Here is a 22,221-nt window from a genome sequence, read left to right as displayed (position 1 = left end):
GCTCCATTCAAAGGAACACCAGTTCGAAAGGTTGCAGAAGGCAATCCAGCAGGTGCGGCGGTAGCACCGGCGGCTGCTCGCCGTCCGGCTGCAGCTGGCTGACGTGGGCGGCCAAGGCCTTGCGCTTGCGTGCCAGACGGCTTTCATCGAGTTGCACGCGGTGCGCACGGGGCCATGGCAGGCGCGGGTCGTCAGGCTCGGCCCAGTGCCAGGCCCAGACCGGTACCTCAGCCAACTGCACCCCACGGCTTGCCGCCGCCTGCGCAGCGGCGCGGCCGACGGCCTCGTGATCGCAATGGCCGTCACTGCGCCAGGTGGCCATCAGCAGGTCATCGGGTCGCAGTAGCTGGGTGAGGTGACGGGTCAGAAACGCTTCTTCGCGCGGCAACTGGCCATCCTTCAGATGGAGCCTGCGCCAGTCCAGGCGTTCAAGGTCCAGGTCGAGCTGTTGCAGGGCCTGTCGGCTTTCCTGGGGACGCTGGCGGCGCAAGCGATGTTCGGTCCAGTGGCTGGAGCCGGGGTGGCTGCCTTCGCCGTCGGTGGCGGAGATCAGCACCAGCTCATCCTCACGCCCCTTGAAGCCTGCCAGCAGGCCGCCGGCCATGAGAATTTCGTCATCCGGATGCGGAGCAATCAATACCAGCCGGCGCCCCGGCGGGCACAGTTGGCGTGAGTCGAGCCAGGTCGCACGCGCCAGGTGCGCGCTTTGCTGCCAGGCTGCCCAAGGCGTGCCGCCCGCGGACTGGATCAGGTTCTGGCTCATAGTTGCCACACCCCGGCTGGCAGCTGGGCCAGCTGCTGGCCCAGCATCGCCAGATCACGCTCGGCGTGGCTCTGACGCAGGAACACCGGCAGGTCGGCGCTCAGCCGGGCAAAATGACTGCTGCGACAGAACGGCGTGGCCCCCAAGGCACGCCCGACGTGGCTGATGACCTGCTCTACGGCCTGTTCTACCTGGGCGCGGGTGCGGCGAACTTCGAAACTGGCATCCACACCGGGCTGTTGATCGATCCAGGCAGCACATTCACGCAGTGACGCACGGGCGCCATGCAGCGCAGCGTCCACAGCGCCCAGATGCGCATCGGCATGCGGGTCTGGGCGAGGTTTGCGGCAATGTTCACGCAGGTAATCCGCCAGCGCCTCGGCTGCGCCGTACCAGCATGCGGCGATACCCGCACCGCCTTGCCAGAAGCCAGGGCGCGAGAGGTATTGGCCTGGCGTGCCGATGAGCGTGCCTGGGGTATCGTTGAACGCCACCTCGACACTGGCGGTAGTGGCCATGCCAACGGCCTGCCAGTGTTCGATGTTCAGGCCCTGGCTTGGCTGTGACAGCTCGATTGCCACCAATTGCGGCTGCTCGGCCTCATCCCAGGCAGTAATCAGCGCGCGATCGATCTGCAAGGCACCGGAACACCAGGCCTTGGTGCCGTTGAGGCGCACCTGGTCACCTTCACGCGCAGTGATGTGGACCCGCGCATCGGGTGGCTCTGCCGCCCACACGCCCCAGATGCCGTCGTTGGCGTGGTGCGCTGCGCCGCATTCCGCCAGGATCGCCAAGGCATCGGTATGACCCTCATAGAGCTTGGCCAGTGCCAGGTCACAGCCGGCCACCCGTGCCAAGGTCTGCCAGCGACGCAAGGTGTTGCCTTGCCCCGGCAACGGTAGCAGGTCGAGGTGATCAGCTTGCAGCGCCTGGATCAGTTGCGGCAATTGGGTATCGAGGTTGAGCGGTAGCTGGCGTTCGCCAAAGGTGCGTAAAAGGCGGTCAAGGGTGGTCAGGTTGAAGTCCTGAACGATGCTCATGGGCGGGCCTCCCAGGTCGTGTCCAATCGCTTTGGCGTCATCATTCGAGCCCTAGCTGCTTGCGCATGCGCGCGGTGATCGACTGGCGTACCTTGCCCATGTCGGCCCAAGGGTCGTCGACCTCCGCCAGACGCTCGCGCAGGTTGGTGATGTTCCATTGGTTGGCGGCCTTGATCTGCGCCAGCTCCTCACGCCAGACAGGTACCGATACCGGCAGCCCGTCACGGGCACGCAGTGAATAGGCGCACGCCGTGGTGGCGCCTTTGCCGTTGCGCAGGTAGTCGATGAAGATGCGCCCCACGCGGTTTTTTGGCCCCGACACCGCGCTCAGGCGCTCCGGAAACAGCTTGGCCAGGTAATTGACGATGGCGTGGCTGAAGTCCTTGACCTCGTCCCACCCGGCTCGCCGGGTCAAGGGCACAACCACGTGAATACCCTTGCCACCACTGGTTTTCAGGAACACCTTGAGGCCCAGTTCGTCCAGCAGGGTGAGGGTCAGTTGGGTCGCCTCCACCATGGCCTTCCAGGGCAGCGCAGGGTCAGGGTCCAGGTCGAGGACAAAACGGTCCGGTTTATCGAAATCCTTGTCCGTGGCGTTCCAGGTGTGCAGCTCCAGCATGTTCATCTGCACCGCACCCAGCAGCGTATCGGCGCGATTGATGACCATCGCTGCCTGGCCGGCCTCGGCCTTTTCGTAGCTAAGTACGTTGGGTATGTGCAGCTGGCCCGCATTTTTCTGGAAGAACAGCTCGCCGCCCAGGCCGTCCGGGGCGCGTACCAATGCCACCGGGCGATGCTTGAGCTGGGGCAGGATCCACTGGCTGATGCCGGCGTAATACTCGGCGACCTCACGCTTGGTTACCCCGGTTGAAGGGTCGATGACCCGGTCGGGGTGGGTCAGCCGCAGTTCACCCAGGTTCTCGGACGCCTTGGCCTGTTTGTTGCGGCTGGATACAGTCTTGGCGGGCATGGCGCGCTCCAGGTCAATGGCGGTTGCCGCTTTGTCATCGCGCAGGCCGTGGAACACCGAATGGCGCACGATGCCGTCACGGGTCATCTGGGCAAAGGCGACTTCCGCCAACAACTGCGGCCGCAGCCAGTGCACACCACGCGCTTCGGCTCCGGCAGGCGGCGAGGGCAGGGCTGGCCTGGCGATTTCCAGGGGCTTGAGCCGCGCGTGGATGCTGGCCAGTGTCGTGGCATTGAAGCCGGTACCGACCTTACCGGCATAGCGCAGCTCGCCACTGTCGTTGTCGTGCAGGGCCAGCAGCAGGGCACCGAAGCCGCTGCGGCTGCCTTTGGGGTCGGTGTAGCCGACGATCACGAATTCCTGGCGTTGCTTGCACTTGAGCTTGATCCAGTCCGGGCTACGGCGGCCGCTGTAGACACTGTCAGCTCGCTTGCCGATCAGGCCTTCCAGCTTCAGCCGGCAGGCACTGTCGAGCAGTGACTGGACAGGTTCGTCGAAGTCGGCGGAATACTTGATGACGTCGGAATGGTTGTGCTCAAGCAGTTGGCGCAATGTATCGCGGCGGTTCTGCAGCGGTAGCTGTCGCAGGTCCTGACCGCCCAGAAATGGCAGGTCGAACAGGTAATAGGTGATGCGTTCGTCGTGCTCGGTATCGAAGGCGTTCTGCAGCGCCTGGAAATCAGCCACGCCGGTGTCATCGGCCACCACCATTTCGCCATCGAGCCAGGCCGAGTCGATGCCCAGCGCGCGCAGGGCGGCAACCTGCCGGGGCATCTTGCTGCTCCAGTCATGGCCGTTGCGGGTGAACAGGCGGATGTCCTGGCCCTCGATGCGGGCCAGGATACGGTAGCCATCGAACTTGACTTCGTAGCGCCAGTCGCCGCTGGGGGGAGAATCCACCAACGTTGCCAACTGTGGCTGTAACTGTGCTGGCAAGGGTGCAGCCTGAGCTTTGTCGGCGCGTTTACGGCTGCTGCGCGGGGCAGTGGCTTTTTTGGCAGCGGATTTGCGTGGCACCAGCGTGCGCTCGCTGAGCACGCTGTCGGGCAGGGCCTCGACAATGCTGTACTCGGTTTCGCTGCGCGCCTGGCCATCGTGCGACTTGACCAGCATCCATTGCTCTTTCTTGCCGGCCAGGTGGGTGCGGAACAGGTTCCACACGCCGCCTAGCTTCTCACCCAGCAGGCGGAATCGCAGCTTGCCTTTGACGTAGGCTTCATGCGCGTCGCCTTCAGGCTCCCAGATACCGCGGTCCCAGACGATCACGTCCCCTGCACCATAGTGGCCTTCCGGGATATGGCCCTCGAAATCGGCGTAGTCCAGCGGGTGATCCTCCACATGCACCGCCAGGCGGCGCACCTTGGGATCCAACGACGGGCCTTTGGGGATCGCCCAGCTTTTCAGGGTGCCATCGAGCTCCAGGCGGAAGTCGTAGTGCAAATGACTGGCGTCGTGTTTCTGGATGCAGAACTGCAGCGCATGGGCCCGTTTGCCACGTTTGCGTTTGCCGCTGGGCTCGGGTGTGGCGTTGAAGTCGCGCTTGCGCGCGTATTCCTGCAGGGGCTTGGCCATGGCGGGCTCCGGGCAGATCAAGGTCTCTAAGGTGGGAGGCGCCGGCCGAGGCGGTAGTTCAAAAAACTCTGAATCTTCCGTGAGCTGGCGTAGTCGACCGAATGAAGCCACCTGATGGAGAACGCACATGACCCGACCCGATGCAACTAAGCCATACACCCCCACCGAAATCGATGACATCGAAGACCGCATGGGCAGCGTGCATGAGCTGGATTTCGATGAACGCCTGGAAGAGCGCGAAGGGCGTGTGGGCGACGAGCGACCTGCCGCCGAGGTCGACCGTGAGTTTCCCCCCCGGCGCGTGGCGCAAAGTGGCATGACCGGCGGCGAGGCGCTGAGTGACAGCCTGCATGAGGACAATGTCACCTACGACGATTTGAGCCCGGACACCTTGCTGGACGAAACCGGTGCCCGCGACCCCCACGAGCCGGGCGCCAGTGGCGGCCCGGCAGACCAGCGTTTGCGCCAGGTGGATGCCGATGAGATCGGTGGCGGCATTGGCCTGGACGAGGCCGAACTGGCCCGATCCGCGCCGCTGGACGGGGTGCCCTGGACCGACGATGTGATTGATGACGAGGAGAGCAAGCCATGAACGAACAACGCTGCGCCTGCGCGCACTGTTCCTGCACGGTGGATGCCAATGCCTTGCAACGCGACGGCAAGGCCTATTGCTGCGAGGCCTGCGCCAGCGGCCACCGCAAGGGTGAGCCATGCCGGATGCAGGACTGCCATTGTGGTGAGAAGCCGGGCGAGAGCGCGGTGGACAATGCGCTGGATGAAACCTTTCCAGCGAGTGATCCGATCTCGCCCTGAAGCCAGTAGGCGGGCTGCCTTTTCACCCGGTCGCCCAATCCTTTGGGCCTAGGGTGTTGTGTTGCCTGCTTCGCGGGTAAACCCGCTCCTACATTTACGGCGCATGGCTTGGGCCTGGTTGGTTTCTTGGCGCGCCTCCCCCGTAGGAGCGGGTTCACCCGCGAACACCGGCAAAGCCGGTGCCATGCAACGTGTTGCCTGCTTCGCGGGTAAACCCGCTCCTACATTATTTACGGCGCATGTCTTGGGCTTGGTTGGTTTCTTGGCGCGTCCCCCATAGGAGCGGGTTCACCCGCGAACACCGGCAAAGCCGGTGCCGTGCAAGGCGTCGCATCTGCCACCTCCAGCGCACATGGCCCCTTTCAGGTCCGGGCTGGCTTGTCCCGTAAGCGCATTGCCTTGGCGCGCTTTTCCAGGATCAGGTAGGTCACCACCGCCAACAGCAGCGGAATCAGGTAGTACAGCGTGCGATAGCCGAGCAGGGCAGCCACCAGCGTGCCCTGGCCCATCTGCCCATGCAGGAGGGCGAGGAACACCGCTTCCAGCACGCCCAGCCCCGCAGGGATATGCGCCACCACACCGGCCACACAACTGATCAGCAAGATGCCGAGAATCGACGGGTAGAACGCTTCGTCCGGCAGCAGCCAGAAGATCAGCAGCGCCATCAGTGCCCAGTTACTGGCACCCAGCGCCACCTGGCACAGCGCCAGACGCAGCGAGGGCAGCGTCACTTCGTGGTCGCGCCAGCACCAAGTGCGCTTCTTGGCAAAACCACAGGCCAGCAGGTAGCCGCCCGCAATCGCCAGCAACAGCAGGCCGATCAGGCGCAGGCCTGTAGTGCCCACCGCCCAGTTGCCGGGCATCTCGACCAGGCCCAGGGCAAATACGGTGCCGGCCAGCAGCATATAGCCCATCCAGTTGGTCAACAGCCCCAAGGTGAGGATTCGTGTAATGGTCGCGGTATCCAGGCCCAACCGCCCATAAAGGCGGTAGCGCAAGGCAACCCCGCCTACCCAGGTAGTGAAATTGAGGTTGAAGGCGTAGCACACGAACGCGACGGGCAATACCTGCCGGGCAGGTAGCGTATGGCCGGTGTAAGCCCGGGCCAACAGGTCGTAACTGGCAAACGCGAAGTAGCTGCACAACGCGATCGCCAAGCCGATGGCAAGGGTGCCAGGCTTGTAGGCGAGCAAAGACTGGCGCACTTCGTTCCAGTCCAGATTGCGCGCCAGCAGGTACAGCAGCACAGGGATCAGGATCAGAAACGCGAGTGTGAACAGGCGTTTGCCCCACGTTTGCCAGCTTTTGCGCGCCATCAGGAGTTGCCCTCGTGCAAGTTGCCCTGGGGTTCGGCTTCCGGCTGCACCGAGCGCAAACGCTGCCGGTGCGCAGGGAACCAGCCCGCAATGCGCGGGAAGTGGCGGATCACGTGGAAGCACACGAAGATCAACGGTGCTCGCCACCAGTAGCCGCGAATCATGCGCTCCAGGGTGACCGGTTTGCATTGCTCGCTGGCCAGTGTCTGCAGATGCTGGTGCAGTTGCTGGTTGAAGGCCCGGTCACGAATGAACAGGTTGGCCTCCAGGTTGAACGACAGGCTCAGGGGGTCGAGGTTGCTGGAGCCGACGGTGGCCCACTGGTCGTCCACCAGTGCCACCTTGCCGTGCAACGGCCGCTGGCAGTACTCATGAATCTTCACGCCGTCGCGCAGCAGGTAGTTGTACAGCAGGCGCGACAGTGCGCGTACCCAGCGCATGTCGGGCTGGCCCTGCAAAATCAACCGAACCTCCACGCCACGCCGGGCCGCGTTGCGCAGCTCACGCATCAGCCGGTAGCCTGGAAAGAAATACGCATTGGCGACCACAATGCGTTGGCGGGCTTTACGAAACGCCTGAAGGTAGTGTGCCTCGATGTCGGTGCTGCGCATGCCGTTGTCACGCTCGATCAACACAGCACTGCTGCTACCGGCGGGCTCGGTAACGGGGCGTACCGCACTGGGTGGCTGCAGCACGGGAGACATCAGGCGCTTACTGGCTGAATGTACCTGTGCCACTACCGGCCCAGTGACCTCCACGGCATAGTCCTGCTTGGCCATCGCACCAAAGTCGCCTAAATGGTCGGCGCTGTAATTGATACCGCCGATGAAGGCCCGCTCACCATCGACCACCACGATCTTGCGGTGCAAACGGCGAAACAGGTTGGTGCGCATACCGAACAAGCGGGGTTGTGGATCGAAGGCATGAAAGCTGACACCGGCGTCGGTCATCGCTGAAATGAATTCAGCCGGCAGCTCGGCTGTGCCGTAGCCATCCGCGACCACTTCCACGCGTACACCGCGCCGGGCAGCCTCGATCAACACCTGCTGCAATTGCTTGCCCACTTTGTCGTCGAAGATGATGAAGGTTTCCAGCAATATTTCTTCCCGCGCCTGGGCCATGGCCTCGAACACGCGGGGATAGTACTGCTCGCCATTGATCAGCAACTGCACGCTGTTGCCGTCTACCCAAGGTCGGTTCACAGGTTGATCTCCGCAGCCAGTGGTACGTGGTCGGACAGATGCGACCACGGGTATTTGGACAGCACCTGGGCTGCGCCCGGCACCGCGTTTCGCAGGTAGATGCGGTCCAGGCGCAACAACGGCAGGCGCGCGGGGAAACTGCGCGCCGGGGTGCCGAAGGCCTCTGTCAGGTGTTCGCTCAGCACCGCGTCCGCCTTCAGCCGCCAGTCGTTGAAATCGCCGGCGATGATGACCGGCGCGTTGGGCGGCAGGCTGGCCAGCAGGTCCAGCATCAGTTTCACCTGGCGCTGCCGGTGGGCTTCCCGCAGGCCCAGGTGCACGCATACCGCATGCACCTCGTCATGGCCCGGCACCTCCAGCTGGCAATGCAGCAGGCCACGCTGTTCATTGCCCTGCACCGAAACATCCAGGTTGTTGAAGCGCCTGATGGGGAATTTCGACAAAAGCGCGTTGCCGTGGTCGCCATGGGGATAGACCGCATTGCGGCCATAGGCGAACTGCGGCCACATGCTGTCGGCCAGAAACTCGTACTGCGGCGTTTCGGGCCAGGCTGGGTGGCGCAAGGCATGCTGCTGATGACTGCCGTGCACCTCCTGCAAAAACACCAGGTCGGCGCCGGTGGCGCGCACCGCCTCGCGCAACTCGGGCAGGATGAAGCGCCGGTTGAAGAAGGTGAAGCCTTTGTGCACGTTCAGCGTCAACACATTGAGCCGGCGTACAGCGGTCACCTTGTCGATGATGCAGCGTGGGGCGGGCAGGGTCTTGTTCACAAGGCCACCTCCGGCACCACGCCTGGCTCGGTCATCAGCTCATGGTCCAAGGACAGCTTTTGCAGCAAGCGCCTGGCGTCGTATGGCGCGTGAACCTTCTGGTCATTGTCGAAGTAGCAATACACATCCCGTGCCGCACACCGAGGCGGCGGCCCCGGCACGATCAGGCGGGCATCGTCAGCCTGGTTACCTTCGCTCCATAGCTGGATACGCTGCTTCCAGCGCCGCAGCGCGCGTGCGGTATATCCGCTGCTGTACAACTCCACATCCCCGTGCAGGCGCATGTAGACGAAGTCGGCGGTTACATCTTCGGCACAGGGCCATTTGCCGGCGCTGTCGGCAACCACCAGCGCCACGCGATGTTTGCGTAACAGCTTGACGAAGGCTTCACAGAGGAAGCTCTCGTGGCGGATTTCCACGGCGTGGCGCAAGCGCGCATTGCCCTTGATGGCAAGGCTGCCATTACCCTTCAGGCGCTCGGCGCAGCCTTGGGCGCGTTCACGGGCCGCTTCGCGTGTGTGTGGCAGCAGCTCCAGGAACCGGGCAAAACGGTCTTCATCGAACTTCATACTAGGGGGGAACTGCCACAGGAACGGCCCGAGCTTTTCGCCCAACAGCAGCGGGCCGGAAGCGAAAAAATTGGCCACAGGCTCTTCGACATCCTTCAGCCGCCGGACATGGGTGATATAGCGCGGCCCCTTGACCGCGAACACGAAACCTTCCGGCGTTGCTTCACGCCAGCCCAGATAGCGCTCGGGCGTCTGCAGGCTGTAGAACGAGCCATTGATCTCGATGCTGTTCACCGCCCGTGAAGCGAATGCCAGTTCATCGTCCTGTTTCAGGCCTTTGGGGTAGAAATCCTTGCGCCAGGGGCCATAGCGCCACCCGGAGATACCGATGCGAATATCGCTCACGCTGCCGTCCTCACTGCCGGTTCCTAGTTCGGTCGCTCTGAAGGTGCGACCGGCAAAGACCGCCGAGGGTTCACAACGCTTGACCAACGGAAATGCTGACGCCGAGTTGAACTTTGCGGCAGTTGGCGTCTCCACCGCATACCCGTTTCATGGAAGGGTGCCAGGATGACATTCGAGCGTTTCGCCCACCGCCAGAGGGCCGGGCTGGGCGACGATGGGCAAAAGATCAAGCAATGACCTGCCACCCGTGGAGGCAAGCATGGCCAGACATATCATCCACTTCACCGGACCGATCAATTCGTCAACCTGCGGCAACCTGATCACGACCTGCTCGCGGGCATTGCAACAGGGTGCCGAGCTTCTGCAACTGAACATCGCCACCATGGGCGGCGAATGCAGCTATGGGTTTACCCTGTACAACTTTCTGCGGGCGTTACCCGTGGAGGTGCATACCCACAACCTGGGTACGGTGGAATCCATGGGCAATATCCTCTTCCTTGCCGGAGAGCGACGCACGGCTTGCAGTTTCAGCAAGTTTCTTTTCCACCCGTTTCATTGGACCTTGCATGGTTCGGTGGACCATTCGCGGATGTCCGAGTATGCGATGAGCCTGGATTACGACCTGCGCCTGTATGCGCAAATCGTGGCGGAGCGCACGAAAGGCGCGGCCGAGGTTTTGGATGTACCGCGCTATCTAATGGCCTATCCAAGGATACTGGCGCCGCGGGAGGCGCTGGAAAACGGGATGATCCATGCAATCGACGAGATGCCCATCGCGTCAGACGCAACGCAGTGGAGTGTGCACGCCTAGCTTACCGAACGGACGCTGCAGTGCTCGCGTCACAAGCCAGCAAGGAGCGGATCAGGGCCTTGATCTCGCCCTTCACCACAGCCACCTGGTCCAGGCGGGCAAAGCGGCAGTCGGAGATCTCATGCCGGGCCTTGGGCTGCGGTGCGTCGGCAAACTCCGCTGCAAACACGTAATGCATCCGTTCTGGCGTTTCGTGGCGCATCAACAAAACCAGCGATTCAGCCTGTAGCCCAGTCTCTTCCAGCAACTCCCGCTCGGCGGCCTGCATGGGCGTCTCGCCGGGCTCGATCTTGCCGCCTGGAAGGGTCCAGGGCGCGTTGGGCTTTCTTACCCACAACCATTTGTGGCGCTGCTTGCCATGCCGGCAAATGATGGTGGCGCGATGCTTGACTGGCTTCATTCAGGCTCCTGGGCGATTCCTTCATTGCATGAAGTTTCGGCCCTGGCTGGCAATAAACGTTGCGTTGAAGCTGACGAACGGTCACATCCGTCACGCAAATATATTGTGTGCTGCTTTTCGTACCGACGGTCAGCTGACAGCAAAGCGATCAAGCACAGCGATAAAACAGGCTCTCGGCAGGGGCGCACATTCGGCCACTGGTAACAAAGGTCGACAAAAACTTTGAATCTTCTGGCCATGGCCCGATCAATCAAAAGGTCATCCATGGAGAAGAGGAGGCCCCCTGCGATGCCTAGCCCACAGCTGTACATAATCGATTACAAACTGCATGACCAGCCGCGCAGTTTCATCATCCGCCTGGAACGCCTGGACAATGCCGAGGCCTGGCATTGGGCAAGTTGTGATGCGGGCATCGGCATCATTCCCAAGTTCGGACGCGAGAAGATCAGGAAGGTCAGTCGGCCGATGGCCGAGCGCTACGGGATTACCGCCGTGAGCTGGCGGATTTCGGGGAGCAAACCCAACCAGTCGGTGGGCGATCCGGCGGCGATGGTTTAATAGCTCGCCTGCAACCGGTTAAAGAAACTGCAGGAACGGACGCGCCCGCTCCTGCAGTGTACGCTGACACTTCTAGTGTCAGGCGCCAGACTCAGGGTCGCTGGCCGGGACCCCGGGCCGGTTTTCCTCATCATCAGTCACATTAGGGTCGGTATCCGGGTCGTCTGCCCGATCATTGCGTCGATCCGGCTCCAGCTCCGGCCAGTCATCTTCAACATTGCCGCCACCCATTCGCAGTAGGGAATTCATGGTGCAGTCCTCGTTCATGATCCTTATGAATTAAGAGCGACAGGTGCACGCCAGAGGTCCACTGAGCATTGGCAGTCGCTGACCAACGGTTTCAGGTGCCTGAGTAATTCACGGCAGCCACTTAGGTGCATTGATCCCAAGTGTTTTGAGCAGCTACTGGCCTCTTCGCGGGTGAACCCGCTCCTACGGGGGAGCTGTGCAGTGCCGGTCAGAGGCGGCTTGCCCGAGAAGAGGCCAGTAGCGTCAACACATCATGCTGGTTTTTTCAGCACCAAGGTCAGGATGTCATAGCTGGCCACCAATTCACCCAGCTGATTGGTTACTTCCACATCCCACGCCACCACCCCCTGCGGCTGCCCCAGCGGGCTGGTCTTGCCCTGGTCGATCTTGCGCTTGCAGGTCAGGCGCGCCTGGATGGTATCGCCAATGCCCACCGGGTTGATGAAGCGCAGGGTGTCCAGCCCATAGTTGGCCAATACCGGTCCGGCGCCGGGCGACACGAACAGCCCGGCCGCTGCCGACAGTACGAAGTAACCGTGGGCAATGCGTTTACCGAACTGGGACGCCTTGGCGGCGATTTCGTCGAAGTGCATGTAGAAATGGTCGCCTGACAGGCAGCCGAAATTGACCAGGTCAGCTTCTGTCACGGTGCGGCGATGGGTGAGCAGCGACTCGCCGACACGCAGCTGCTCGAAGTAGCGACGGAACGGGTGTACTTCGGTTTCGATCACTTCGCCGCCGCGCACGTACTCGCCGGTGACCGCCGTGAGCATGCTCGGCGAGCCTTGTACTGCGGCGCGCTGCAGGTAGTGCTTCACCGCACGCAGGCCTCCCAGCTCTTCACCACCGCCGGCGCGGCCCGGGCCACCGTGCTTGAGCTGCGGCAGCGGCGAGCCGTGACCGGTGGACTCCTTGGCGGCCTGGCTATCGAGCACCAGCAGACGGCCATGCCAGGCAGCAGCCACCGGGATAGCCTTGGCGGCCACGCTGCGGTCGGCGGTGACCAGGGTCGCCACCAGGCTGCCTTTGCCACGGGCAGCCAGTGCCAAGGCTTCGTCGAGGTCGTCATAGGCCATCAGCGTACTGACCGGGCCGAACGCTTCGATATCGTGGGCGCCGCCCTCGGCATGCGGATCGCGGGCCTGCAACAAGGTTGGCGCAAAGAACGCGCCTTCTGCCACGCCTTCGCCACGCGGGGCAAAGCCATCGCTGGCGCCGAACAGCTGGTCACAACTCTGCAGCAGGCTGCGCACACGCTCGCCGACGTCGCGCTGCTGGTCATGGGAGGCCAGGGCCCCCATGCGCACACCTTCAAGCGACGGGTCGCCTACCACGACCTTGCTCAGGCGCTCGCGCAGGCGCGTGGCAACGGCATCCAGGTGCCTGGCCGGGACGATCGCGCGGCGGATGGCGGTGCACTTCTGCCCGGCTTTAGTGGTCATTTCACGCACCACTTCCTTGATGTACAGGTCGAATTCTTCGCTGTCCGGACTCACGTCCGGGCCAAGGATGGCGCAGTTGAGCGAGTCGGCCTCGGCGGTGAACGGCACCGAGTTACGAATCAGGTTGGGCGTCACGCGCAGTTTCGCGGCAGTGTCGGCGGAGCCGGTGAAGGTCACCACGTCCTGCCCCTGCAGGCGGTCGAGCAGGTCGCCGGTGCTGCCGATAACAAGCTGCAGGCTGCCTTCGGGGAGCAGGCCGGAAGCATTCATCAGGCGTACCACGGCCTCGGTCAAATAGCTGGTCGAGGTCGCCGGCTTGACGATGCAGGGCATACCGGCGAGGAACGTCGGGGCAAACTTTTCCAGCATGCCCCAGATGGGGAAGTTGAACGCGTTGATGTGCACCGCAACGCCTGCCCGGGGCACCAGGATATGACTACCGGCGAAATGGCCTTGCTTGCCCAACGGTATGGCTGGGCCTTCGTGCACCAGGTTACCCGACGGCAGCTCGCGGCTGCCGATGCCGGCATAGGAGAACAGCGTGGCGTTGCCGCCTTCGATGTCGATCCAGCTGTCAGCCCGGGTGGCGCCGCTGTGGTGCGACAGGGCGTAGAGCTGCTCCTTGCGTTCGGCCAGGTACAGGGCCAGGGCTTTGAGGCGTTGGGCACGCTGTTGGAAATCCATGCCCATCAGCGAAGCAAGGCCGCGTGCACGCGCGTAGTCCACAGCTTCGGCGAAGTCCGGGCGCTCTTCATGGCTGTAGGCCAGTACGTGGCCGTCGAGGGCGCTGCGCAGGGCCTGGGCGCCGTGCTGGCCGAGCCAACGGCCGGCGATGAAACTTTGCAGAGTAGGGGCGGCAGACATGCTGTTCTCCATGCTGTTCAAAAAGTGGGGGGGGCGCTGTTACCACAGCGCCAGGGTGTAGCCGATGATCAGGCGGTTTTCGTCCACGGCGTTGGTCAGGCCGTTGCCGGAGCGGAATGTGACATTGCGCCAGCGCAGGCTGACGTCCTTGAGCGGGCCACTCTGGATGACATACGTGATGTCGGTGTCGCGCTCGCGCTCGCGGCCATTGGTCACGGTGGCAGTTTCCGCGTGGCGACCGTCGGTATAGCGGGTCATGAAACTCAGGCCGGGGATGCCCATGGCAACGAAGTCGTAGTCGTAGCGCACTTGCCAAGAGTCCAGCCCGGCGCGGGTGAAGGTGTTGTAGGTGACCAGGTTGACGGTGAACGGGTCGCCGCCGTTGACGAACGGGAAGGCGCTGTCACCGGACATCTGCTGCCAGGTGGCGGTGAACTTGTGCGCCCGCACGCCCAGGGTGAACATGGCGTTGAAGTTACGGTTGTCGATGTTGCCGGCACGCTCGGCACCGTCGTTGCGGCTGTCGAAGTAGCGCAGGTCACTGCGCAGGCTCACACCTTCTGCCAGTGGGCGGGTGTCGATCAGCCCGACGAACTGCTGACGGTAGATGTCCTGGAGCTTGGCGTAGTAATAGCTGACCGTGGTTTGTGGGGTGATGGCGTAGCTGCCACCACCAAAGTCCAGGTGGTCACTGCTGGCAGCGCCATAGCCGATGTCGTCGCGGCCAGAGGAGTCACGCAGGTTGGCCTTGGTCAGGCGTCCGGCATTGAAGGTGAGGCCATCGAGGTCCTGACTGGTGAGCAGGCCACCCTGGAAGGTGGACGCCAGCAGGCGGGTGTCGTTGTACACCACCACCGGCAGGATCGGCTGCAAGGTGCCCAGCCGCAAGGTGCTCTTGGACACACGTACCTTGCCGGTCAGGCCCAGCTCGCTGTAGTCGTCGACCGGTTCGTGACTGTTCGGGCCAAAAGGCAGCAGGCCGGTGTTGCGACGGTCGCGGCTGGAGTCGAGCTTGATGCCCAACTGGCCCAGGGCGTCCACGCCAAAGCCGACCGGGCCTTCGGTGAAGCCCGATTCCAGCTTGGCGGTAAAGCCCTGGCCCCATTCTTCGGCCTTGGCCTGCGGGGCGTTGCTCTGGCGGAAATCACGGTTGATGTAGTGATTGCGCAGCTCCAGGCGTGCATGGCTGTCGCCGATGAAGTCAGCCAGCGCGGGCATCGGCAGGGCGAAGGTGGCCAGCCAGGCGGCTGACAGGAAGTGTGTGCGGTTCATTGTTGTTGTTTTACCCGACATGTCTGTTCGTCCTTGAAGTCAGTGTTTGCTGGCGCCAGCCGCGCCGATACCGGTCATGGAGCGGATGAATTGGCCCAGGTAGCGACCCCGTTCTTCAACGGCACGTTCGGAGCTGTCGGTAACCGAGAACACCCAGGCACTGAGGAAGGCCAGGCTCATGGAGAACAGCGCAGGGTTGCTGTAGGGGAACAGCGCCGTTTCGTTGTGCAGCACGTTGACCCACACCGCCGGGCCCAGCACCACCAACAGCACCGCCGAGACCAGCCCGGCCATGCTGCCGCACACCGCGCCGCGGGTGGTCAGGCCTTTCCAGAACATGGAAAGGAGCAGCACCGGGAAGTTGACCGAAGCGGCCACCGCCAGCACCAGGCCGGAGAGGAAGGCAATGTTCTGCGACTCGAACATCAGGCCCAGGATCACCGCCAGCAGGCCGATGACCAGCGTGGCAATGCGCGACACGCGCATTTCCTCTTGCTCGGTAGCCTTGCCTTTGCGCATCACGCAGGCATACAGGTCGTGGGACACGGCCGATGCGCCGGACAGAGCCAGGCCAGCGACCACCGCCAGAATGGTGGCGAAGGCGACGGCAGAGATGAAACCCAGGAACAGGTTGCCACCCACGGCCTGGGCCAGGTGCACGGCGACCATGTTGCCGCCACCGATGATGGCGCCAGTGGCGTCGCGGTAGGACGGCTCGGTGCCGACCATGACGATGGCGCCAAAGCCGACAACGATCAGCAACAGGTAGAAGTAACCAATGAAACCGGTGGCGTAGAACACGCTCTTGCGTGCTTCCTTGGCATCACTGACAGTGAAGAAGCGCATCAGGATATGCGGCAGGCCAGCGGTGCCGAACATCATGCCCAAACCGAGGGAAATGGCGTCCACCGGGTTGGACAACAAACCGCCTGGGGCCATGATCGCCTGGCCCTTGGCATGCACGGCCACGGCGCTGGCAAACATGGCCTCGGTGCTGAAGCCGAAGTGCTTGAGCACCATGAAGGCCATGAAACTGGTGCCCGACAGCAGCATTACCGCCTTGATGATCTGCACCCAGGTGGTGGCGAGCATGCCACCGAAGGTGACATACGCAACCATCAGCACACCGACCAGCATCACGGCGTACAGGTAGCTGATGCCGAACAGCAGCTCGATTAGCTTGCCGGCGCCGACCATTTGCGCCACCAGGTACATCAGCGCCACCACCAGGGTGCCGAAAGCCGAGGTCAAGCGCACCGGGGTTTGCGCCAGCCGGTAGCTGACCACGTCGGCGAAAGTGTACTTGCCCAGGTTGCGCAGGCGCTCGGCAATCAGGAACAGGATGATCGGCCAGCCTGCCAGGACACCGAGGGCATACAACAGGCCGTCGTAGCCGTTCATGAACATCATCGCGGAAATGCCCAGGAACGAAGCGGCACTGATCATGTCGCCCGCGATCGCCAGGCCGTTCTGCATGCCGCTCAAGCCGCCGCCGGCGGTGTAGAAGTCGCTGGCCGAGCGGGTGCGCAGGGCAGCCCAGCGGGTGACCAGCAGGGTGAAGCAGACAAACACCATGAACATCGAAATGGCTGTCCAGTTCATTGTGCGCACTCCTGCTTGACCTTGTCGTTGAGCGGGTCGAGCACGTTGTTGGCGCGGTGTACGTAGATGCCGGTCAGGGCAAAGGACAGCAGCACCATCAGCACGCCCACCAGCATGCCGACCGTGGTCACGCCGCCGCTGAGGGACTGGCCGAGGGTGCTGGGCGAAAACGCAACCAGCAGGACGAAGCCGTAGTAGACCACCAGCATGGCCAGGGTCAGGCTGCCGTTAAGGCGGCGTTTGCGCCGCACCAGGTGCTGGAAGTCGGGGTGGTTGGCGATGCTTTCTATGCGTTCGGGTGTCATGGCAAGCGATCTCTTGGTTTTGTAATTGTTGTGTTGAGGTCACGCGGGGTATTGCGTTGCTGCTCAGGCCCTCTTCGCAGGTAAGGATGCCGCCCTAAGGCCCTGCGCAGGCCCTGTAGGAGCGGGTTTACCCGCGAAGCAGTCGCCTCGGTCTACAGCTGGTCGAAATCAAGCACCACCTTGTCACTCACCGGGTAGGTCTGGCACGACAGCACATACCCGGCCGCCACTTCGTAGTCTTCGAGGGCATGGTTGCTGTCCATCTCCACTTCGCCCTCGATCACCCGGCACTTGCAGGTGGAGCACACGCCGGCCTTGCACGAGTAGGGCAGCTCGGCGCCAATGGCGTTGCCGGCGTCCAGCACGTTCTGGGTGTTGCGCGGCAGGTCGAAGCTCAGTGCCCGGCCGTCGCTGATCACGGTGATGTGGCTAAGCGCCGAATCCACCTGGCGTGCCGCCTCACGGGCTTCGCGGCGGGCCTCGCTGCCGGCGGCGGCGAACAGCTCGAAGTGAATGCGTTCCTTGGCCATGCCGTTGGCCTGCAGGCTGTCACGCACGGTCTCGGTCATCGCCTGCGGGCCGCAGATGAATGCCGCGTCCAGCCCGGCAACGTCCAGCCAGCGCGAAAACAGCTGGCCGCATTTGTCGGCGTCGATGCGGCCGTTGTACAGGTCGACATCCTGCTGTTCGCGGCTGAACACGAAAATCAGGTTCAAGCGGTCGAGGTAACGGTTTTTCAGGTCTTCGAGCTTGTCGCGGAACAGCGCCCCCGAACTGGAACGGTTGCCGTACAGCAAGGTGAAACGGCTGTGCGGCTCGCTGGCCAGCGTAGTGGCGATGATCGACAGTATCGGGGTGATGCCGCTGCCGGCAGCTACCCCCAGATAGTTGCCTTGGCGAGCCGGGTCCAGTGGCACGAAGAAGCTCCCCGATGGCGGCATCACTTCCAGCTGCTGACCGGCCTTGAGCACTTCATTGGCAAACGCCGAGAAGCGCCCGCCCGGCACGCGCTTGACCGCCACGCGCAGCTCGCCGTCCTGCACGGCGCTGCAGATGGAGTAGGAGCGGCGGACTTCTTCGTTATCCAGCTGGGTACGCATGACCAGGTACTGGCCCTGAGTGAAGCGGAACTGGTCCTGCAGGTGCTCGGGCACATCGAAGGCAATCGATACCGCATCACGGGTCTCATTGCGCACTTGCTTGATGGTCAGGCTGTGAAACTGGCTCATGGTGGTCTCCACGGCTCAAATGCATTTGAAATAGTCGAATGGCTCCAGGCACTCGCGGCAGCGGTACAGCGCCTTGCAGGCCGTGGAGCCGAACTGGCTGAGCAATTCGGTATGGGCGCTGCCGCATTGCGGGCAGCACACCTGGGGGGCTTCGCCGAGCAGGCTGCGCTTGCTGGCACTGCCTTGCGGCGGCGCAATGCCATAAGCGCGCAGGCGCTCGCGGCCCAGTTCGGTGATCCAGTCGGTGCTCCAGGCCGGGGTCAGCCGACGCTCCAGGTCTGGCGCGGTGAAACCGGCTTGCTCCAGCGCCTGGCGGATATCCCCTTCGATGACTTCGGTGGCCGGGCAGCCAGAATAGGTCGGGGTGACCACCAGGTGCAGGTGGCCGGCGCGCCAATCGACGTCGCGCACGATCCCCAGGTCGACCACGCTGACCACCGGCACTTCAGGGTCCATGACCTGGCCCAATACCGCCCAGGCGCGGGCCAGGTCGTCGCCTTGCTGTGCCCGTGCGCCGCGGTCGCCGGCAATCAGTTCACCAGGTTGCATCGGGGTAGGCCCTTGGCAGGAACTGCATTTCGGCCAGCAGCAGGCCCAGATGCTCGGTGTGCAGACCTTTGCGGCCATCCAGATAGAAGTGGCTGGCGGCCTTGGGCAGCGGCAGTTCGACCGAAGCAAACGTCGCGGCGACCTGCTTCAGCCAGGTGGCGCCGACGGTAGCGGGATCGGCGCCGATACCGCATTCGGCCAGACGGACTTCGTTGTCGCTGCCAGCGGTGAGTTCAACGGTGAAGCGCCACAGTACCGGGATAGCGGCGAGCATGCGCTGGCGGCTGGCATCGGTACCACCGCCCAGACGTTGTACCCATTCGCTGGACCGGCGCAGGTGGTAGGTGACTTCCTTCAGGGCCTTGGAGGCAATACCGGCGATTCGCGCGTCGCTGGACTCGACCAGCCCCTGCAGCACGGCGAAGTGCCACGCGTCGTAAAGGAACTGCTTGGTCATGGTCACGGCAAAGTCACCGTTGGGTTGCTCGACCAGCAGCAGGTTGCGGTAGGCGCGCTCGTCACGGCGGAACGCCAGGGCATCGGCATCCCGGCCATCGTCGAGCAGCTCGGCGGCATACTCCAGCCAGTTGCGGGCCTGGCCGACCAGATCGAGGCCGACGTTCATCAGGGCCAGCTCTTCCTCGATGGCCGGGGCACGGCCACACCATTCGCAGAGGCGCTGGCCCTGTACCAGGGCGCTGTCGCCGAGCAACAGCAGGTAGGGGATAAGGGCTTCTTTATGCATGGCCCACCTCACATGTGTCCGACTTCGTCGGGCAGCTCGTAGAAGCTGGCATGGCGATAGACCTTGTCGTCCGAGGGGGCGAACAGCGGGTCTTTCTCGTCGGGGGAGGAGGCGGTGATCAGCGCCGAAGGCACCACCCACAGGCTCACACCTTCGCTACGGCGGGTGTAGAGCTCGCGGGCATTCTCGATGGCCATGGCGGCATCGGCGGCGTGCACGCTGCCGACGTGCTTGTGGTTAAGGCCGTGCTTGCTGCGCACGAACACTTCGTAGAGGGTCCAGACAGACATTTTCGATCTCCGCATCTATCGCCGCTCAGGCGGCGTTCTTGTGCTGTTGCTTGCGCGCATAGGCCACTGCGGCCTCGCGCACCCAGGCGCCGTCCTCGATGGCCTTGCGCCGGGTGGCGACGCGCTCCAGGTTGCATGGGCCATTGCCCTTGATCACTTCGTAGAACTCGTCCCACTGGATTTCGCCGAAGTCGTAGTGGCCGCGCTCGGCGTTCCACTTCAGCTCAGGGTCAGGCGCAGTGCAGCCAAGCAGTTCCAGCTGCGGCACGGTCTGGTCGATGAAGCGCTGGCGCAGTTCGTCGTTGGTCTGGCGCTTGATCTTCCAGGCCATCGACTGGGCGCTGTTGGGCGAGTGTTCATCGCTCGGGCCGAACATCATCAGCGCCGGCCACCACAGGCGGTTGATGGCGTCCTGAACCATGTCGCGCTGGGCTTGGGTGCCCTGGCGCATCATGGTCAGGAGCATTTCGTAGCCCTGGCGCTGGTGGAAGCTCTCTTCCTTGCAGATACGGATCATCGCGCGGGAGTAGGGGCCGTAAGAGGTGCGCTGCAGTACCACCTGGTTGACGATGGCGGCGCCGTCCACCAGCCAGCCCACAGCGCCCATGTCGGCCCAGCTGAGGGTGGGGTAGTTGAAGATGCTCGAGTACTTGGCCTTGCCGCTGTGCAGTTTGGCGATTTCTTCGTCGCGGTCAGCCCCCAGGGTTTCCATGGCGCTGTACAGGTACAGGCCGTGACCGGCTTCGTCCTGAATCTTGGCCATCAGCTGCAGTTTGCGCTTGAGGCTGGGGGCACGGGTGACCCAGTTGCCTTCGGGCAGCATGCCGACGATTTCAGAGTGGGCGTGCTGGGAGATCTGCCGGATGAGGGTCTGGCGATAGGCCTCGGGCATCCAGTTCTTGGCTTCGATCTTGATTTCGGCGTCGATCTTTTCCTGGAAGTTGCGTTCCTCAGGGGACATCTCTTCCAGCGACTTGATGCGCTTGACTCCGGTTTCCACTAGCTGTGCGTACATGTGCTGCGACTCCTGCTAAGGCATGAGTCATTTGTAAGCGATACAAAACATAACGTCAAACACATTTATATGTATCAAGTAAGATTTGTGTATCACGTTGACAGCCAAGAGGGCTGTCGGGCAGCAGCGCGTGCCCGGCAGAACGCAGGCAAAAAAAGGCCCCGGACAATGCCGGGGCCGAAATGGCAGCCGAATGGGTCAGCTGGCCAACCGTCTGTCGAACACGTGGCACGCCTTGCCCTCGGAGCGCTTGAGCGTGCCGCAGGGCTGCAGGTGCACCTGGGTGCTGATACCGATGTAAGTCTTGATCTGTTTGCTCAACTCCCCGACAACCAGCTTGCGCTGGCCCTCGTCAAGGTGCTGGCACTCTGCACGCAGTTCCACGTGCACCTGGACACTGTCCAGATTTCCATTGCGATACAGATGAATCTCATAAAGCTCAGAAAGCTGTTTTATTTTTAGCACCTGTTCCTCGATCTGAGTCGGGAACACATTGACCCCGCGAATGATCAGCATGTCGTCACTGCGGCCGGTGATCTTGCCGATCCGCCGCATCGGCCGAGCGGTGCCCGGCAGCAGCCGGGTGAGGTCGCGGGTGCGATAGCGCACCATCGGCAATGCCTCCTTGCTCAGCGAGGTGAATACCAGCTCGCCCAGTTGGCCATCCGGCAGCACTTCGCCGGTGGCAGGGTCGATGATTTCGGGATAGAAGTGGTCTTCCCAGATGGTCGGGCCGTCCTTGGTCTCTATGCACTCCATTGCCACCCCGGGCCCCATGATTTCCGAAAGGCCGTAGATATCGAGGGCATTGATGCCCAGACGCTGCTCGATCGAGCGGCGCAGCTCGTCGGTCCATGGCTCGGCACCAAAAATGCCCAGGCGCAGCTTGAGGTCGTGCGGGTCGATGCCTTGGCGCTCGATTTCATCAGCCAGGTTGAGCATGTAGGACGGGGTGACCATGATGATGTCGGGCTGGAAGTCGCGAATCAGCTGCACCTGCTTTTCGGTCTGGCCACCGGACATGGGGATCACGGTGCAGCCCAGGCGTTCGGCACCGTAGTGCGCGCCGAGCCCGCCGGTGAACAGCCCGTAGCCGTAGGACACATGCACCTTGTCACCTTTGCGCCCGCCGGCCGCACGAATCGAACGGGCAACCACATTGGCCCAGGTGTCGATATCGTTCTGGGTGTAGCCGACCACCGTCGGCTTTCCGGTGGTGCCACTGGAGGCATGCAGGCGCACCACTTCTTCCTGGGGCACGGCAAACATGCCGTAGGGGTAGTTGTCGCGCAGGTCGTTCTTGCCGGTGAAGGGGAACTTCGCCAGGTCTTCCAGGCACTTGAGGTCATCAGGGTGGATGCCGTACTCGGCAAAGCGCTGGCGGTACAACGGCACATTGTCGTAGGCGTGCTTCAGGCTCCAGCGCAGACGCTCCAGCTGGTGCTGGCGCAGGGCATCGACGCTGGCGGTTTCCATCGGGTCCAGCAGGGCACGATCGGCATCATGGTACATGTTCATGGCTTCACTCGA

The 22,221-nt window shown here is 62.9% G+C and carries 22 protein-coding genes and 1 pseudogene; 4 read left to right on the top strand and 19 right to left on the bottom strand.

The window, feature by feature from the left end; all coding sequences use genetic code 11:
• Positions 1-7 precede the first annotated feature (7 nt).
• The 3 genes from ACI7M0_RS12790 to ligD are packed head-to-tail and all read right to left on the bottom strand — an operon-like array spanning position 8 to position 4,345.
• Positions 8-763 carry a PIG-L deacetylase family protein gene (locus ACI7M0_RS12790; RefSeq protein ID WP_129931757.1) on the bottom strand — a complete coding sequence of 252 codons (756 nt, stop codon included), beginning with the start codon at positions 761-763 and terminating at the stop codon, positions 8-10.
• Positions 760-1,803 (bottom strand): acyl-CoA dehydrogenase family protein, encoded by a 1,044-nt coding sequence (locus ACI7M0_RS12785; protein ID WP_064492039.1) that lies wholly within the window; start codon positions 1,801-1,803, stop codon positions 760-762. The genes ACI7M0_RS12790 and ACI7M0_RS12785 overlap by 4 nt, the downstream gene beginning before the upstream one ends.
• Before the next feature lie 40 nt (positions 1,804-1,843).
• Positions 1,844-4,345, bottom strand: coding sequence for a DNA ligase D (gene ligD, locus ACI7M0_RS12780; protein WP_129931758.1), 2,502 nt, complete (start codon positions 4,343-4,345; stop codon positions 1,844-1,846).
• A 127-nt stretch (positions 4,346-4,472) separates the two neighbouring features.
• Between ligD and ACI7M0_RS12775 the strand changes: the two genes are divergently transcribed.
• Both ACI7M0_RS12775 and ACI7M0_RS12770 read left to right on the top strand, forming a co-directional pair.
• On the top strand, positions 4,473-4,937 hold the full coding sequence (locus ACI7M0_RS12775) for a phosphotransferase system, HPr-related protein (RefSeq protein ID WP_129931759.1): 465 nt from the start codon (positions 4,473-4,475) through the stop codon (positions 4,935-4,937).
• Positions 4,934-5,158 (top strand): metallothionein, encoded by a 225-nt coding sequence (locus tag ACI7M0_RS12770; protein ID WP_104961651.1) that lies wholly within the window; start codon positions 4,934-4,936, stop codon positions 5,156-5,158. Before ACI7M0_RS12775 ends, ACI7M0_RS12770 begins: the two co-directional genes overlap by 4 nt.
• Positions 5,159-5,520: 362 nt before the next feature.
• Here ACI7M0_RS12770 and ACI7M0_RS12765 read toward each other — a convergent pair whose 3' ends face one another.
• From ACI7M0_RS12765 to ACI7M0_RS12750, 4 genes are read right to left on the bottom strand one after another with little or no spacing between them, the layout of a single operon-like run.
• Entirely contained in the window at positions 5,521-6,474 is a 954-nt protein-coding gene (locus ACI7M0_RS12765) for a lysylphosphatidylglycerol synthase domain-containing protein (protein WP_129931760.1), read from the bottom strand.
• Positions 6,474-7,676, bottom strand: a complete 1,203-nt coding sequence (clsB, locus tag ACI7M0_RS12760) for a cardiolipin synthase ClsB (RefSeq protein WP_020190817.1) — start codon at positions 7,674-7,676, stop codon at positions 6,474-6,476. The genes ACI7M0_RS12765 and clsB overlap by 1 nt, the downstream gene beginning before the upstream one ends.
• Complete coding sequence (locus ACI7M0_RS12755; RefSeq protein WP_064492044.1) at positions 7,673-8,446, bottom strand: endonuclease/exonuclease/phosphatase family protein; 774 nt, start codon at positions 8,444-8,446, stop codon at positions 7,673-7,675. The genes clsB and ACI7M0_RS12755 overlap by 4 nt, the downstream gene beginning before the upstream one ends.
• Positions 8,443-9,360 (bottom strand): DUF72 domain-containing protein, encoded by a 918-nt coding sequence (locus ACI7M0_RS12750; protein WP_165366963.1) that lies wholly within the window; start codon positions 9,358-9,360, stop codon positions 8,443-8,445. Before ACI7M0_RS12750 ends, ACI7M0_RS12755 begins: the two co-directional genes overlap by 4 nt.
• A 259-nt stretch (positions 9,361-9,619) precedes the next feature.
• Here ACI7M0_RS12750 and ACI7M0_RS12745 point away from each other — a divergent pair, with 259 nt between their 5' ends.
• Positions 9,620-10,171 (top strand): ATP-dependent Clp protease proteolytic subunit, encoded by a 552-nt coding sequence (locus tag ACI7M0_RS12745; protein WP_014590953.1) that lies wholly within the window; start codon positions 9,620-9,622, stop codon positions 10,169-10,171.
• Between the two features lies 1 nt (position 10,172).
• Here the strand turns inward: ACI7M0_RS12745 and ACI7M0_RS12740 are convergent, their stop codons facing one another.
• Entirely contained in the window at positions 10,173-10,571 is a 399-nt protein-coding gene (locus tag ACI7M0_RS12740; protein WP_129931762.1) for an NUDIX hydrolase, read from the bottom strand.
• Positions 10,572-10,859: 288 nt separating this feature from the next.
• Here ACI7M0_RS12740 and ACI7M0_RS12735 point away from each other — a divergent pair, with 288 nt between their 5' ends.
• Complete coding sequence (locus tag ACI7M0_RS12735) at positions 10,860-11,129, top strand: DUF6555 family protein (RefSeq protein ID WP_004374494.1); 270 nt, start codon at positions 10,860-10,862, stop codon at positions 11,127-11,129.
• Between the two features lie 78 nt (positions 11,130-11,207).
• Here ACI7M0_RS12735 and ACI7M0_RS12730 read toward each other — a convergent pair whose 3' ends face one another.
• From ACI7M0_RS12730 to paaK, 11 genes and pseudogenes are all read right to left on the bottom strand, one after another.
• A complete protein-coding gene (locus ACI7M0_RS12730; protein WP_061405658.1) occupies positions 11,208-11,378 on the bottom strand; it encodes a hypothetical protein in 171 nt (56 codons plus the stop codon).
• Positions 11,379-11,629: 251 nt separating this feature from the next.
• On the bottom strand, positions 11,630-13,684 hold the full coding sequence (gene paaZ / locus ACI7M0_RS12725; RefSeq protein ID WP_020190812.1) for a phenylacetic acid degradation bifunctional protein PaaZ: 2,055 nt from the start codon (positions 13,682-13,684) through the stop codon (positions 11,630-11,632).
• A gap of 39 nt (positions 13,685-13,723) precedes the next feature.
• A complete protein-coding gene (locus ACI7M0_RS12720) occupies positions 13,724-14,956 on the bottom strand; it encodes an OprD family porin (RefSeq protein WP_129931763.1) in 1,233 nt (410 codons plus the stop codon).
• Positions 14,957-14,995: 39 nt separating this feature from the next.
• Positions 14,996-16,564 (bottom strand): annotated as a pseudogene (locus ACI7M0_RS12715) (cation acetate symporter); the annotation flags it as partial.
• Positions 16,555-16,863, bottom strand: coding sequence for a DUF485 domain-containing protein (locus ACI7M0_RS12710; RefSeq protein ID WP_004374508.1), 309 nt, complete (start codon positions 16,861-16,863; stop codon positions 16,555-16,557). The gene ACI7M0_RS12710 and the pseudogene ACI7M0_RS12715, both read right to left, overlap by 10 nt.
• A 152-nt stretch (positions 16,864-17,015) precedes the next feature.
• Positions 17,016-18,092, bottom strand: a complete 1,077-nt coding sequence (paaE, locus tag ACI7M0_RS12705; protein WP_070383930.1) for a 1,2-phenylacetyl-CoA epoxidase subunit PaaE — start codon at positions 18,090-18,092, stop codon at positions 17,016-17,018.
• Positions 18,093-18,107: 15 nt separating this feature from the next.
• Complete coding sequence (paaD, locus tag ACI7M0_RS12700; protein ID WP_020190807.1) at positions 18,108-18,641, bottom strand: 1,2-phenylacetyl-CoA epoxidase subunit PaaD; 534 nt, start codon at positions 18,639-18,641, stop codon at positions 18,108-18,110.
• The gene (paaC, locus tag ACI7M0_RS12695) at positions 18,628-19,386 is read right to left on the bottom strand and encodes a 1,2-phenylacetyl-CoA epoxidase subunit PaaC (protein ID WP_129931764.1); all 759 of its coding nucleotides are present in this window, start codon (positions 19,384-19,386) and stop codon (positions 18,628-18,630) included. Before paaC ends, paaD begins: the two co-directional genes overlap by 14 nt.
• An 8-nt stretch (positions 19,387-19,394) precedes the next feature.
• Positions 19,395-19,676: a 1,2-phenylacetyl-CoA epoxidase subunit PaaB gene (gene paaB / locus ACI7M0_RS12690; RefSeq protein ID WP_004374528.1), complete on the bottom strand. Its 282-nt coding sequence runs from the start codon at positions 19,674-19,676 to the stop codon at positions 19,395-19,397.
• A gap of 25 nt (positions 19,677-19,701) precedes the next feature.
• Positions 19,702-20,691 (bottom strand): 1,2-phenylacetyl-CoA epoxidase subunit PaaA, encoded by a 990-nt coding sequence (gene paaA / locus ACI7M0_RS12685; protein ID WP_129931765.1) that lies wholly within the window; start codon positions 20,689-20,691, stop codon positions 19,702-19,704.
• 198 nt (positions 20,692-20,889) lie between these two features.
• Entirely contained in the window at positions 20,890-22,209 is a 1,320-nt protein-coding gene (gene paaK / locus ACI7M0_RS12680; protein ID WP_029615400.1) for a phenylacetate--CoA ligase PaaK, read from the bottom strand.
• Between the last annotated feature and the right edge of the window lie 12 nt (positions 22,210-22,221).

Source organism: Pseudomonas sp. 10(2024) (assembly GCF_045164175.1).
Classification (GTDB): domain Bacteria; phylum Pseudomonadota; class Gammaproteobacteria; order Pseudomonadales; family Pseudomonadaceae; genus Aquipseudomonas; species Aquipseudomonas alloputida.
Note: the sequence above shows the minus strand (reverse complement) of the source record. Positions and strands in the feature narration are given on the sequence as shown.